Below are 12431 nucleotides of genomic sequence, written 5' to 3' on the forward strand. Positions count from 1 at the left end.
TAAGCGGGCTGCGGCCGATAAAACCTTGGCCACGCCGAGTCAAGCAGTCGAGCGGCTCCAGGCAGCTGGAGACCAAGCCACTACACTCGCATGCAAACCCTATAAAAGAGGTCTTACCGGTGACACCACTCATGATCACCCTGCTCGTCGTAGCCGGGATTGCACTCTTGATCGCCATTGGCTACATCAACCATGTGGTGGAAAACAATAAGCTGGAAAGGGCCCGTACCAAGGTGGAACTCAATGACCGTTTGCGTCGCTGTGGTGAGATCACCGAGACGTTTCCCGGCCAGTTGATGACGCCAGCACTCAAGCTGCTGCTGACCCGCCTGGAGCTGAATGTTTGCCAACGCCTGTTGAACCTGGAAAAGACCAGCGCCAATCTCAAGGCACGGATAACCGAACTGGAGGCCCTGGTTGCCCAGGGCCAATCGATTCCGGTCAACAACCCGCCGGCACCGATCCAGACTGAAGCCAAGGCCAAGGACGTGCGTTTCCTGCTCGAAGCCCTGCACGGGCAAATCACCCGCGCGGCACAGGATGGTTTCCTGCCACCCAACGAAGCCAAGGGCTGGATCCGTGAAGTGCGCCATATCCTTGTGCTGCTGCACATCGAGTTTTTCAACAACCTCGGCCAGCACTCCCTGCAGCAGAACCAGCCCGGCCAGGCGCGGTTGGCGTTCGAGCGTGGCGTGCAGTACCTGCGCAAGCAGCAGGACCCCCAGGTCTACGCCGAACAATTGCAATACCTGGAAAAACTCCTGGCCCGCGCCAACGACCAGGTCATGGACCGCATCGCTCCGGTGGAGGGCGATGTCAACCAATTGACCGAAGGCCTCAAGGACGTCGAGGCGGATGCGGACTGGAAGAAGAAAGTGATTTACGACTGATCACCGAGCGAACGTAGAAACAAGATCAAAAGATCGCAGCCTGCGGCAGCTCCTACAGTGGAATGCGATCCCTGTAGGAGCTGCCGCAGGCTGCGATCTTTAGTGGCAGTCAGGCCTGCATCAGAGCCTGAAATGCCCCACCATCCCCTTCAACTCAACCCCCAACTGCGCCAGCTCGATACTCGACGCCGCATTGCCCTGCATCGCCAGCGAAGACTGGTCCGCACTCGCACGAATACTCGTGACGCTGCGATTGATCTCCTCGGCCACCGAGCTCTGCTCTTCGGCAGCCGCCGCGATCTGCTGGTTCATCTGCTGAATCAAGGACACGGCCGCCGCAATGCTCCCCAGCGCACTCTCGGTCTGCAGTGCATCACTGACGGCCAGTTTCACCAACTCGCCGCTGCTCTGTATCTGCTGCACCGACGCCTGCGCCGCCGAGCGCAAGGCGCTGACCAGTCGCTCGATCTCTTCGGTTGATTGCTGGGTCCGCTTGGCCAGGGCCCGCACTTCATCGGCCACCACCGCAAACCCCCTGCCCTGTTCGCCGGCCCGGGCCGCTTCGATGGCCGCGTTGAGGGCCAACAGGTTGGTCTGTTCCGCCACGCTCTTGATCACGCCGAGCACCGTACCGATGTTCTGGATTTCCGCGCTCAGGCTTTCGATGCTTGAACTGGCCGAAGTGGCGGATTCCGCCAGTTGTTCGATTCGCACCATGCTCTGGCGCACCACCCGTTGCCCACTTTCAACCTTGCCGTCCGCCGTTTGCGCCGCCTGGGCGGCCTCCTCCGCATTACGCGCGACGTCATGTACGGTGGCGGTCATCTGGTTCATGGCCGTCGCCACCTGCTCGGTTTCTTCCTTCTGGCTGCTGACTTCGAGGTTGGTCTGTTCGGTCACGGCGGACAAGGATTGCGCTGACGTGGCCAACTGCTCGATGCCCGCCTGCAAACCGCTGACGATCTGGCTCAGCCCTTCGCCCATCTGCTGCATGGCTTGCATCAACTGGCCAATCTCGTCTCGGCGGGTCACTTCAACCTTGGCACTCAGGTCCCCGGCAGCGATCTGCTGCGCCACACCAATCACGGTGCGCAGCGGCGCGACGATCAAGCGGGTGATCACCCACGCCGCAATCAGGCCGACCAGCAAGGCCAGCACGGAAGAACCGAGGATCAGCAGCGAGTTGTTCTTTAGCTGCGTCTGCATCGACTGGTCTTCGGCGACATAGGCCTGATCCACCCGCTCCACCACTTGGGCAGCGCGTTGATGCAATTGCTGGTAGACGGTTTTTTCCTGTTCCAGCAGGCCGGTGTACTCGGCGAGCTTGTCGCTGAAACTGGCGATATGGCCGCTGACTTCATTGAGGACGGTCTGGTAGCCCTCATCCTTGACCGTGGTCTTGAGTTGTTCGGCCTGGGTCAGCGCCTGACTGGCCTGCTCGATCTTGCCCTGTGCGGCGCTGTCGTCGCCCTTGCGGCTCTGGTCCAGGCGCACGCGCGCTTCGTTCATGGCTTGCAGCATCAACCGCGAAACCTGGCTGACCTGACTGGATTGCTCGATGAATTGCGCGCCGTCCTTGCCTTCGGATTCCTTCAGCGTATAAGCGCCGTCGTCGGCGAGCCCGGCTTGCAGGACGTCGAGGTTGTTGGCCACGCTGGACACCGACCAACTGGCCATTTCCAGCGCCAGGTCCTTGGCTTGGCTGAGCGAGACAAATTCGTCAAACGCCTTGCGGTAGGCCCCCAGGGACTGCTCGACGTCATTCATCACCAGTACGTTGGCCGCCGACGCCGCCTTGAGCTGCTTTGCCAGGTCGATCAGGCCGTCAACGCCTGCGTGCAGGGCGTCGACGGTTTTCGGGCTGCCGTGCAAGGCATATTCCTGCTCCAGCAGCCGCACCTTGAGCAAGCCGCTGTTGAGCGAAGACATCTGCTTGAGCCCGTCGAAGCGTTGGCTGATGGTGTGCAGCGACCATACACCGATGGCCGCCACCAGGGCCGTCAGCAACAGCACCAGCACAAACCCGACACCCAGTTTTTTTGCCATACCGAGGTTGGCAAAACGTCCTTGCACGGCCGAAATCATTGCACTCAGTCCCCCGCCATTATCAATAGCGGCAGAGTCGCAACGGGCCTTTGGCAACACAAGTCTCTGGCGTCGCAATAATGGCAAAAAGCTACGCCACCGTCGTTTTCAGAACGCTGGAGGTCGATCCGCAATCAAAACGCCGTAACCCCGCCATCCACGGCCAATGAGTGCCCCGTGGTGAACGCCGCGCCATCGCTGCACAGGTACAGCACCGCGCTGGCGATTTCCTCGACCTTGCCGATGCGACCCACCGGGTGCATGGCATTGGCGAACTCGCCTTTCTTCGGGTCTGCTTCGTAAGCGCGGCGGAACATGTCGGTGTCGATCACCGCCGGGCACACGGCATTGACGCGGATTTTTTTCTTGGCGTATTCAATCGCGGCCGATTTGGTCAGGCCGATGACCGCGTGCTTGGACGCCGCGTAGATGCTCATCTTCGGTGCAGCCCCGAGACCGGCCACAGAAGCCGTGTTGACGATTGCACCGCCGCCCTGGGCCAGCAACAAAGGCAGTTGGTACTTCATGCACAACCACACGCCTTTGACGTTGACGCCCATGATCGCGTCGAACTCGTCGACCGTACCCTCGGCCAGTTTGCCCTTCTCGATCTCGATGCCGGCGTTGTTGAAGGCATAGTCGAGACGGCCGTAGGTATTGACCACTTCATCCATCAGATTTTTTACATCGCTTTCCAGCGTCACGTTGCAACGCACGAACGTCGCTTCGCCGCCTGCCGTGCGGATCAGCGCTACCGTGCCCTCACCGCCCGCGGTGTCCATGTCGGCCACCACCACCTTCAGGCCTTCGGCGGCAAACGCCTGGGCCGTGGCCCGGCCGATGCCGGCTGCCGCGCCTGTCACTACGGCCACCTGGCCGGAAAACGTCATGCTCATTGTTCTGTCCTCGAAGAGAAGTTTGCGGGGGGTCGCGTTTTTCCAGCATAGCCAGAGCCCCCGCCGCCAGGCAGCACTATCAAAAGGCCGGTTGAGTCCCCATGCATCGCAGTGATGGAACTACCGTACCAACTATCACCGCACTGGATCAGACCTTATTCGCCGCATCAGCCGAACTTGCGACATCGACCCTGAGGGTCTATCAACAAGGTTTCATTCATCCTGAGTGCCTGCCATGACGTCCCAGACCAATCGCCAATTTCTCCTCGCCAAACGCCCGGTGGGGGCCGCGACCCGGGAAACCTTCACCTATCAGGAAGTACCGGTCGGCGAACCGGCTGCAGGCCAGATCCTGGTCAAGAACGAATACCTGTCCCTGGACCCGGCCATGCGCGGCTGGATGAACGAAGGCAAGTCCTACATCCCGCCGGTCGGTCTTGGCGAAGTGATGCGCGCGTTGGGAGTGGGCAGGGTCGTGGCCTCGAACAACCCCGGGTTCGCAGTCGGTGACTACGTCAACGGCGCCCTCGGCGTGCAGGATTATTTCCTCGGCGAGCCGCGCGGGTTCTACAAGGTTGATCCGCAACTGGCGCCGCTACCGCGCTACCTGTCCGCGCTGGGCATGACCGGCATGACCGCGTACTTCGCGTTGCTCGACGTGGGTGCGCCCAAGGCTGGCGATACGGTCGTACTGTCGGGCGCTGCGGGAGCGGTGGGCAGCATTGCCGGGCAGATTGCCAAGATCAAGGGCTGTCGGGTCGTCGGCATCGCCGGCGGCGCGGACAAGTGCCGGTTCCTCATCGACGAACTGGGGTTTGACGGCGTCATCGACTACAAGAATGAGGATGTCGTTGCCGGACTCAAGCGCGAATGCCCGAAAGGCGTCGATGTGTATTTCGATAACGTGGGCGGCGATATCCTCGACGCGGTGTTGAGCCGCCTGAACATGAAAGCCCGGGTGGTGATCTGTGGCGCCATCAGCCAGTACAACAACAAGGAAGCGGTCAAGGGCCCGGCCAACTACCTGTCGTTGCTGGTCAACCGTGCGCGCATGGAAGGTTTTGTAGTGATGGACTACGCCGCGCAGTTCGCCGCCGCCGGACAGGAAATGGCCGGCTGGATGGCCAAGGGGCAGCTCAAGAGCAAGGAAGATATTGTGGAGGGACTGGAGACGTTCCCGGAGACGCTGATGAAACTGTTCAGCGGGGAGAATTTTGGCAAGTTGGTCCTGAAAATCTGAAGCTGTTCTGTAGGAGCCGGCTTGCTGGCGATGCGGGCGCCGCGGTCATTCAGATAAACCGCGGCGCCTGCATCGCCAGCAAGCCGGCTCCTACAGGTTTGGCATTTAGGCGAGCTCGGCCACTACAGAAGCCAACGCCTTGGCCGGATCCGCCGCCTGGCTGATCGGACGGCCGATCACCAGGTAATCGGAACCGGCATCCAGCGCCTGGCGCGGGGTCAGGATACGGCGTTGATCGTCCTGGGCGCTGCCCGCCGGACGAATCCCCGGGGTCACCAGTTGCAGCGACGGGTGCGCCGCTTTCAGCGCCTGGGCTTCCAGGGCCGAGCACACCAGCCCATCCATCCCGGCTTTTTCCGCCAGTGCGGCCAGGCGCAACACCTGCTCCTGCGGCTCGATGTCCAGACCGATCCCTGCCAGGTCCTCACGCTCCATGCTGGTCAGCACGGTCACGCCGATCAGCAATGGCTGCGGGCCGCTGCGCTTGTCCAGCACTTCACGGCAAGCCGCCATCATGCGCAGGCCACCGGAGCAATGCACGTTGACCATCCACACGCCCATCTCCGCTGCCGCTTTCACGGCCATCGCGGTGGTGTTGGGGATGTCATGGAACTTGAGGTCGAGGAACACTTCGAAACCCTTGTCACGCAGGGTGCCGACGATTTCCGAAGCACAGCTGGTAAACAGTTCCTTACCGACTTTGACCCGGCACAGTTTCGGGTCCAACTGATCGGCCAGCTTCAGTGCGGCGTCACGGGTAGGGAAATCCAGGGCGACGATGATGGGAGTCTGGCAGGCGGACATGAGTGGGCTCTCAGGCAAGTCGAAATCGGCGCGCATTGTAGCGGAAGCAAACGCCCTGCGGGACCCGATGATCGGTAAATCGTCGAGAACGCTCAGGCAAGACTAGTCTCTGCGGCAATTGTGTCGAGTTCGATACAGTCACGACACGCCCTCAACATGCTTGCCCGCTACCCTCGGCAACCGCAATACGTCCTTACCTCAGCACTTCCCGCCTCCGGGCAGGACGCCTATGCTGGAACCACAACCTCGCAGCCTATCTTTGTGGTTGGCAGCCTATCTGGCAGATGAACCCACGCATGTACAACACTCCCGCCCCCGTGAACGACGATCAAAAAGCGCTTGGCGACGATAAACGCTGGAGCATTCGCGCCCTGATCGTCGACGATGACGTGCCGATCCGCGAGCTGATGATCGACTACCTGGCCCGTTTCAACATCCACGCCAGCGGTGTCACCGATGGTGCGGCCATGCGCCTGGCGTTGCAGGCGGAGCATTTCGACGTGGTGGTGCTCGACCTGATGCTGCCCGGCGAAGATGGCCTGTCGCTGTGCCGCTGGCTGCGTGCCGAATCGGATATTCCGATCCTGATGCTCACGGCCCGCTGCGAACCCACCGACCGGATCATCGGCCTTGAACTTGGCGCAGACGATTACATGGCCAAACCCTTCGAACCGCGCGAGCTGGTCGCGCGCATCCAGACCATTTTGCGTCGGGTGCGTGACGACCGCAGCGAACAACGGGCGAACATCCGCTTCGACAATTGGCGCTTGAACAGCGTGCTGCGCCAATTGATTGCCCCCGATGGCCTGGTGGTGCCACTGTCCAATGCCGAATTTCGCCTGCTCTGGGTGTTCATTGAACGACCGCGTCGGGTCCTGAGCCGCGAACAATTGCTGGATGCCGCTCGTGGCCGCTCGATCGAAGCCTTCGATCGCAGCATTGACCTGTTGGTGTCGCGCCTGCGCCAGAAACTCGGTGACGACCCCAAAGCCCCGCAACTGATCAAAACCGTCCGTGGCGAGGGTTACCTGTTCGACGCCCGAGACATCGGCTGATGCGGGCGCGCTTCGATACGTTGTTCGGCCGCCTGTTTGGCGTGCTGCTGATCGCGATTGTCCTGGCGCACCTGCTGGCATTTGCCTGGTTTCACTATTACGGTCCGCCGCCTCCACCGCCCAATCGCCCTCCCCGGCCATGGTTCGGCGGACCGCTGGTGCCGCTGTCGTTTCAGCTGATCTCGCTGATCATTGCCGCCTGGTACGGTGCCAAATTGCTCAGCCGGCCGATTCAGCGCCTGAGCGATGCGGCCGAGCGCTTGAGTGAAGACCTCGACAGTGCGCCGCTGGAGGAGTCCGGCCCGCGGGAAGCGCGGCAAGCGGCGCACACGTTCAATAAAATGCAACGACGCATCATCGAGCAGGTCAAGCAGCGCTCGCGCATGCTCGGCGCGGTATCCCACGACCTGCGCACGCCGTTGTCGCGGCTCAAACTGCGGCTGGAACAGATCGACGACAACAAGCTGCAAGGCCAGATGCGCCAGGATCTGGACGACATGATCAACATGCTCGATGCCACCCTCGGCTACCTGCACGAACAGCGCACCAGCGAGGCGTCACAGTGGATGGATGTGCAGGCGCTGGTCGAGTCCCTGAGCGAAAACGCCCAGGACCAGGGGGCCGACGTCCAGGCCAGCGGTCATTGCGCGCCGCTGCAAGTCCAGCCGATGGCGTTGCGCTCCTGCATCAACAACCTGCTGGACAACGCCTTGCGTTATGCCGGGCCTGCCCGGATCACCCTGCAAGACCATCGCGAACAGCTGGTGATCCGGATCATCGACCATGGCCCAGGTATCGCGGCGGATAAACGTGAAGCGGTATTCGAACCGTTCTATCGCCTGGAAGGGTCACGCAACCGCAACTCCGGTGGCGTCGGTCTGGGCATGACCATCGCTCGCGAGGCGGCGCAACGGCTGGGCGGACAGCTAAGCCTGGAAGAAACGCCCGGCGGCGGGCTGACGGCGATCATCCGCCTGCCCAGAACCTGAATGTTCCACGGCCGACTTGTTGTTTGTTGACCGCTTACATATCCGTTGCTGCGATATCGGCCACTTATGGTTTTGCCCTTACTGTAGGAGCGAGCTTGCTCGCGAAGGACGACAATGATGACGCGGGCTGTCTGAGTGACCACGTTGTCCAGACGTTTTTCGCGAGCAAGCTCGCTCCTACAGATTGAATTCAGCGACGGTCATCGACCCGCGCCTGGCTCTTGCTCCAATCGGTCAACAGGCTATAAGCCACGGCCAGCAAGGTCGGGCCGATAAACAGGCCAATGAAGCCGAACGCGATCAAGCCGCCAAACACCCCAAGCAACACGATCACCAGCGGTAGATTCCCGCCCCGGCTGATCAGGTAAGGCTTGAGCACGTTGTCCACGCCACTGATGATGAACATGCCCCAGATGCCGAGGAACACCGCCATTCCGTAGTCGCCCTTCCAAACCAGCCAGGCAGTGGCCGGAATCCATACCAGCGGCGGCCCCATGGGAATCAGGCTGAGCATGAAGGTCACGATACCGAGCACCAACGCCCCGGGAACACCGGCAATCAGGAAGCCGATCAGCGCCAGCACGGCCTGGGCCGCGGCGGTGCCGATCACACCGTTCACCACCCGTTGCACCGTGCCCGCCACCAGCTCGATGTAATACCCGGCACGGTGGCCGATCAGGCGCTCCAGCAAACCATGGACAAAGGCCGCCAACCGCGGGCCGTCGCGGTAGAAAAAAAACACGAAGACAATGCTCAGGGTCAGCTCGAGAATGCCGCTGCCAATCTGCGCGCTACGCGCCAGCAACCAGTTGCCGACCTGGCCCAGATAAGGCTTGAGCGACACCATCATCGCCGCACCCTGCTGATCGATACTGTTCCAGATGACTACCAGCCGCTCGCCCACCAGGGGAATGCTGCCCAGCCAGGTTGGCGCTTCAGGCAGGCCGTCGACCTGCACATCCTTGATGAACGCCGTGGCGTCGCGCACATGGTCCGCCAGGTTGAACCCGAGCCACACCAGGGGTGCCGCCACCAGCACCATCCAGCCCACGGTCAGCAAGGCTGCCGCCAGGGATTCGCGGCCATTGAGCCAGCGGGTCAGCAGGCGCATCAGTGGCCAACTGGCAAAGGCCAGTACTGCGCCCCAGAACAGGGCCGACCAGAACGGCGCCATCACCCAGAAGCTCGCGCCAAACAGCACCAGGAGCAGGATCTGCACCAACAGCCGATCGTTATTGATCATCACAGTCTCGAAAAAATCATGTCAGCAAAAAGAGTAGGCGAACACGCCCCGCGTGTTCGCCGTATAACGCCTAGCGCAGCAGTTTGATATGCAGGCCGGAACCGTCGACAGCACCGGTTTCCATCCGTGCCGCACGTACGCCCTGCTCGATCAGCGACTGACGCCAGGCTTCGGCATTGGGGCCGGAGACACTGACCCGCAAGGTGGTGTCCAGGTTCAGTCCCCGGGAGATCAAACGCAGCCAGGTGTCATCGGGTGTTTCAGTGAGCTTGGGGAAGTCGAGTTCGCCGGTGCTCTTGAGCTCGCGCAGCAAGGTCGCGGAGGTCGGCAGCAAATCCCCCAGCGGGGCGACGGCGTCGAATTGTTCGACGTGCAGATAGGCTTTGCGATTACCCCGGGTGATGCTGTAAAGCGCCACCAGCGTGTTTTCCCGAGGAGCGGCCAGGCGTAACAGCAGGTACGCCTGCTCATTATCGGCGCCATAGAGCTTGGCGTTGCTGAACACTTCGTTGGCCCACAGGCTGCTTTCGCCGCAATCGCGAGCCTGGCACCAGAACAGCAACTGCGCGTCCTGCTGCTGCAGCGCTTCGCGCGCTGCGGTGAAGGCCTCGGTCGACGAATGCTCCGCCGGCAACTCGTAGGTCACCGACGTGACATTCCCACGGGCACTGACCTGGCTGTCAAAGCGCAACTGGCCGCTGATCTTGCGAATCGAGCCGAGTGGGTAGATCCGCTCCAGCTCTGCCGCAGGGCGATAGTCGACGATCTGCGCATCGGTCATGCGCGGCACGATCGGCAGGTCCTGACTGCCGGGCAGATCGGCGGCTAACGATAGAGGACTGAAACAACAGAGCATCAGCAAACTGAATGAGCGCATGGATAGACTCATCGGATCAGCACGACCTTGTGGCCAATCGGGGGCGCAGCGGTGTAGAGGTCTATCATGGTTGTCTCCCTTTTCAACCCGCCCAGCCTCGACAGTTGCCCCGCGCAAGTCAAGGAATGACGAAGAACCGATTGAAACAGTCTGCGACAAGATCCGCGCCGGGTTCATCATTCAGGTGCAAATGATGGCCGCCTGGCAGCTGTTCACGGCTAAAGGGTAGACGCTCCAGCAACTCATGGTGCTTGGCGAGCATGCCGTCCGCGGCGACCACCAGCTTCGCCGGGCAGGCGATCCGCTGGACGAAGGCCATGGCCTGCTCGGTGGTCAGGCGCAGCGGCGACGGCAGCGTGAGGCGATTGTCGGTGCGCCAGGTGTAGCCGCCCGGCACCGGCATCAGGCCACGCTGGGCCAGCAGCTCGGCGGCTTCGCGACTGACCGCCACCAGGCCTTTCATACGTGCTTCGATGGCGCGGTCGAGGGTGCTGTAGACCGGCTTGCGCTTTTCCCGCAGGTCCAGCTGCGCCTGCAGGGCCATGCCCATGCGTTCGGCAGCGTTTTCGCCTTTGTCCGTGGGAGGAATGACGCCGTCAATCAACGCCAGGTGGGTGACACGCTCCGGAAACGAGCCGGCAATGATCAACGATGCGATGGCGCCCATCGAATGCCCAAGCAACGCAAACCGCTTCAGCCCAAGCTGTTCTGCCACTTGCAGCACATCGTGGGCATAGTCCCACATGGCGTAACCGGCGCCCGGCGGGCGGTGCCCCGAGTGCCCGTGACCGGCCATGTCCAGGGCGATGATGCGCAGGCCTTTGAGCTTCGGTGCCAGGCGGGCGAAGCTGTTGGCGTTGTCCAGCCAGCCATGCAGGGCAATCACCGGCAAACCGTCTTCGGGACCAAACAAGTGCGCCGCCAGCTCGATATGCGGCAGGCTCAGGCGGACTTCTTCGACGGCATGGCTCATGCGCAATCCTGCTGTTGGCGACCGTCCCAGCGGCTGAACAGGTTTTTCAGCAGCGTGGCCGTGTCCTGCGGGCGTTCCAGGGGAAACATGTGACCGCCAGGCATGCACAGTGATTCGCCCTGGGGCATGCGCCCGACCGAACTGGCATGATGGCGCATCACCACACGACTGTTACGCCCGCGCACCACCGCCAGTGGCACTTTCAGCTGCCGGGTGCTGCCAGGACTCGTGTGCGGCACGCCACGGTAGATGCTGATTTCCGTGGCCGGGTCGAAACGCAGGCGCAGCTTGTCGCCAACCTTGTGCAAACCGTGTTGCAGATAAGCGTCGAAGCATTCCGGGTCGAAGCTGCGAAACAGGGTTTTGCCGGCGAAATAACGGCGGGCGCTGTCGAGGTCGGCGAATTCTTCACGACGTCCCAGGGTGCGACCGGCAGGGGTCAGGCGGTCGATGAAACCGAAACGCTTGGCCGCGCGGATGACCCATTGATCGGTGCGGGTCAGCACCGGCGAATCGAGCATCACCACACCGCGATACAACTCCGGGCAACGCAACGCCGCGTGCAAATGCAGTACGCCGCCGAAGGAATGACCGACGCCCCACACCGGCTCCGGCTGTTGCTGCAGGTGGTGGATCAGTTCATCCACCAGGTTGTACCAGTTGTCGTCCGCCGGGAAACGCGGGTCGTGGGCGTGCTGCTCCAGATGCGTCACCTGATATTCGGGCGCCAGCGCCGCGAACAATTTGCCATAGGTACCCGAAGGAAACCCGTTGGCGTGGGCGAAAAATATCTGTTGCGACATACGAGTCGATCCATCAACGAAAACAGAGGTCGATTGTCCGCAAGACCACGTCCCGCAGCAATGACCGTAACTGACAGGAATGATGACAGTCCGGTCAAAGCCATGGTTCTCGATCAACGCGCTGGCGGATTCTCGCCCAAAGGCACCACCGCCATGGTCAGCCGCGACACGCAACTGGCCTTGCCTTCATCACTGGTCAAGCGGATATCCCAGACATGGGTCGTACGCCCGATGTGAATCGCCTTGGCCACCGCCGTCACCCGCCCGCTGCGCAGACCGCGCAAATGGTTGGCGTTGATTTCCAGGCCCACACAATAGAATTTGCTGGTATCGATGCACAGGTAGCTGGCCATGGAACCGACGGATTCAGCCAGCACGACGGAAGCGCCGCCATGCAGCAAGCCATAAGGCTGGTGGGTGCGATGATCGACGACCATGCTCGCCGTCAGGGACTCTTCATCGAAGGCTTCGAAACGAATGTCCAGCACTTCGCCGATGGTGTTTTTCTGGATGGCATTCAACTGTTCGATGTTCGGAGCGGTACGCCACAGACTCATAGCAGATTTTCCTTGTTGA

General features: G+C 61.5%; 12 protein-coding genes and 1 pseudogene. 4 read left to right on the forward strand and 9 right to left on the reverse strand.

Annotated features, from left to right (window positions below):
• Nucleotides 1-131 precede the first annotated feature (131 nt).
• The gene (locus DKB71_RS25885) at nucleotides 132-890 is read left to right on the forward strand and encodes a hypothetical protein (RefSeq protein WP_274072937.1); all 759 of its coding nucleotides are present in this window, start codon (nucleotides 132-134) and stop codon (nucleotides 888-890) included.
• A 120-nt stretch (nucleotides 891-1010) separates the two neighbouring features.
• On the opposite strand, the gene DKB71_RS25890 is transcribed toward DKB71_RS25885, so the two are convergent.
• The 3 genes and pseudogenes from DKB71_RS25890 to DKB71_RS25900 form a co-directional block, all read right to left on the reverse strand.
• Nucleotides 1011-1892: a methyl-accepting chemotaxis protein gene (locus DKB71_RS25890; RefSeq protein WP_408601156.1), complete on the reverse strand. Its 882-nt coding sequence runs from the start codon at nucleotides 1890-1892 to the stop codon at nucleotides 1011-1013.
• A pseudogene (locus DKB71_RS25895) lies at nucleotides 1869-2975 on the reverse strand (HAMP domain-containing protein); the annotation flags it as partial. The pseudogene DKB71_RS25895 and the gene DKB71_RS25890, both read right to left, overlap by 24 nt.
• 134 nt (nucleotides 2976-3109) lie before the next feature.
• Nucleotides 3110-3871, reverse strand: coding sequence for an SDR family oxidoreductase (locus DKB71_RS25900; RefSeq protein ID WP_008062892.1), 762 nt, complete (start codon nucleotides 3869-3871; stop codon nucleotides 3110-3112).
• Nucleotides 3872-4106: 235 nt separating this feature from the next.
• On the opposite strand from DKB71_RS25900, the gene DKB71_RS25905 reads away from it, so the two are divergent.
• Nucleotides 4107-5111 (forward strand): NADP-dependent oxidoreductase, encoded by a 1005-nt coding sequence (locus tag DKB71_RS25905; RefSeq protein WP_274072935.1) that lies wholly within the window; start codon nucleotides 4107-4109, stop codon nucleotides 5109-5111.
• 105 nt (nucleotides 5112-5216) lie between these two features.
• On the opposite strand, the gene pyrF is transcribed toward DKB71_RS25905, so the two are convergent.
• On the reverse strand, nucleotides 5217-5915 hold the full coding sequence (gene pyrF, locus DKB71_RS25910) for an orotidine-5'-phosphate decarboxylase (protein ID WP_274072934.1): 699 nt from the start codon (nucleotides 5913-5915) through the stop codon (nucleotides 5217-5219).
• 296 nt (nucleotides 5916-6211) lie between these two features.
• Here pyrF and DKB71_RS25915 point away from each other — a divergent pair, with 296 nt between their 5' ends.
• Both DKB71_RS25915 and DKB71_RS25920 read left to right on the forward strand, forming a co-directional pair.
• Nucleotides 6212-6970, forward strand: coding sequence for a response regulator (locus DKB71_RS25915; RefSeq protein ID WP_408598285.1), 759 nt, complete (start codon nucleotides 6212-6214; stop codon nucleotides 6968-6970).
• Nucleotides 6970-7959, forward strand: a complete 990-nt coding sequence (locus DKB71_RS25920; protein WP_408598287.1) for a sensor histidine kinase — start codon at nucleotides 6970-6972, stop codon at nucleotides 7957-7959. The genes DKB71_RS25915 and DKB71_RS25920 overlap by 1 nt, the downstream gene beginning before the upstream one ends.
• A 190-nt stretch (nucleotides 7960-8149) precedes the next feature.
• On the opposite strand, the gene DKB71_RS25925 is transcribed toward DKB71_RS25920, so the two are convergent.
• The 5 genes from DKB71_RS25925 to DKB71_RS25945 form a co-directional block, all read right to left on the reverse strand.
• Complete coding sequence (locus DKB71_RS25925; protein WP_274072933.1) at nucleotides 8150-9202, reverse strand: AI-2E family transporter; 1053 nt, start codon at nucleotides 9200-9202, stop codon at nucleotides 8150-8152.
• Between the two features lie 70 nt (nucleotides 9203-9272).
• Nucleotides 9273-10079 carry a DUF4892 domain-containing protein gene (locus DKB71_RS25930; RefSeq protein WP_408598290.1) on the reverse strand — a complete coding sequence of 269 codons (807 nt, stop codon included), beginning with the start codon at nucleotides 10077-10079 and terminating at the stop codon, nucleotides 9273-9275.
• Nucleotides 10080-10197: 118 nt separating this feature from the next.
• Complete coding sequence (locus tag DKB71_RS25935; protein WP_408598292.1) at nucleotides 10198-11052, reverse strand: alpha/beta hydrolase; 855 nt, start codon at nucleotides 11050-11052, stop codon at nucleotides 10198-10200.
• The gene (locus tag DKB71_RS25940) at nucleotides 11049-11855 is read right to left on the reverse strand and encodes an alpha/beta fold hydrolase (RefSeq protein WP_274072930.1); all 807 of its coding nucleotides are present in this window, start codon (nucleotides 11853-11855) and stop codon (nucleotides 11049-11051) included. The genes DKB71_RS25935 and DKB71_RS25940 overlap by 4 nt, the downstream gene beginning before the upstream one ends.
• 113 nt (nucleotides 11856-11968) lie before the next feature.
• Nucleotides 11969-12412 (reverse strand): hotdog fold thioesterase, encoded by a 444-nt coding sequence (locus tag DKB71_RS25945; protein ID WP_274072929.1) that lies wholly within the window; start codon nucleotides 12410-12412, stop codon nucleotides 11969-11971.
• Between the last annotated feature and the right edge of the window lie 19 nt (nucleotides 12413-12431).

The organism is Pseudomonas sp. PLMAX (genome assembly GCF_046042685.1).
GTDB classification, from domain to species: Bacteria; Pseudomonadota; Gammaproteobacteria; order Pseudomonadales; family Pseudomonadaceae; genus Aquipseudomonas; species Aquipseudomonas putida_AE.

What these genes read in the sequence shown, in the direction of transcription:
- DKB71_RS25915 (WP_408598285.1), top strand. Translation starts at nt 6,212, where the DNA reads ATGTACAACACTCCCGCCCCCGTGAACGACGATCAAAAAGCGCTTGGC.
- DKB71_RS25935 (WP_408598292.1), bottom strand. Translation starts at nt 11,052, where the DNA reads ATGAGCCATGCCGTCGAAGAAGTCCGCCTGAGCCTGCCGCATATCGAG.
- DKB71_RS25900 (WP_008062892.1), bottom strand. Translation starts at nt 3,871, where the DNA reads ATGAGCATGACGTTTTCCGGCCAGGTGGCCGTAGTGACAGGCGCGGCA.
- DKB71_RS25890 (WP_408601156.1), bottom strand. Translation starts at nt 1,892, where the DNA reads ATGCAAGCCATGCAGCAGATGGGCGAAGGGCTGAGCCAGATCGTCAGC.
- DKB71_RS25940 (WP_274072930.1), bottom strand. Translation starts at nt 11,855, where the DNA reads ATGTCGCAACAGATATTTTTCGCCCACGCCAACGGGTTTCCTTCGGGT.
- DKB71_RS25925 (WP_274072933.1), bottom strand. Translation starts at nt 9,202, where the DNA reads ATGATCAATAACGATCGGCTGTTGGTGCAGATCCTGCTCCTGGTGCTG.
- DKB71_RS25930 (WP_408598290.1), bottom strand. Translation starts at nt 10,079, where the DNA reads ATGCGCTCATTCAGTTTGCTGATGCTCTGTTGTTTCAGTCCTCTATCG.
- DKB71_RS25945 (WP_274072929.1), bottom strand. Translation starts at nt 12,412, where the DNA reads ATGAGTCTGTGGCGTACCGCTCCGAACATCGAACAGTTGAATGCCATC.
- pyrF (WP_274072934.1), bottom strand. Translation starts at nt 5,915, where the DNA reads ATGTCCGCCTGCCAGACTCCCATCATCGTCGCCCTGGATTTCCCTACC.
- DKB71_RS25885 (WP_274072937.1), top strand. Translation starts at nt 132, where the DNA reads ATGATCACCCTGCTCGTCGTAGCCGGGATTGCACTCTTGATCGCCATT.
- DKB71_RS25905 (WP_274072935.1), top strand. Translation starts at nt 4,107, where the DNA reads ATGACGTCCCAGACCAATCGCCAATTTCTCCTCGCCAAACGCCCGGTG.
- DKB71_RS25920 (WP_408598287.1), top strand. Translation starts at nt 6,970, where the DNA reads ATGCGGGCGCGCTTCGATACGTTGTTCGGCCGCCTGTTTGGCGTGCTG.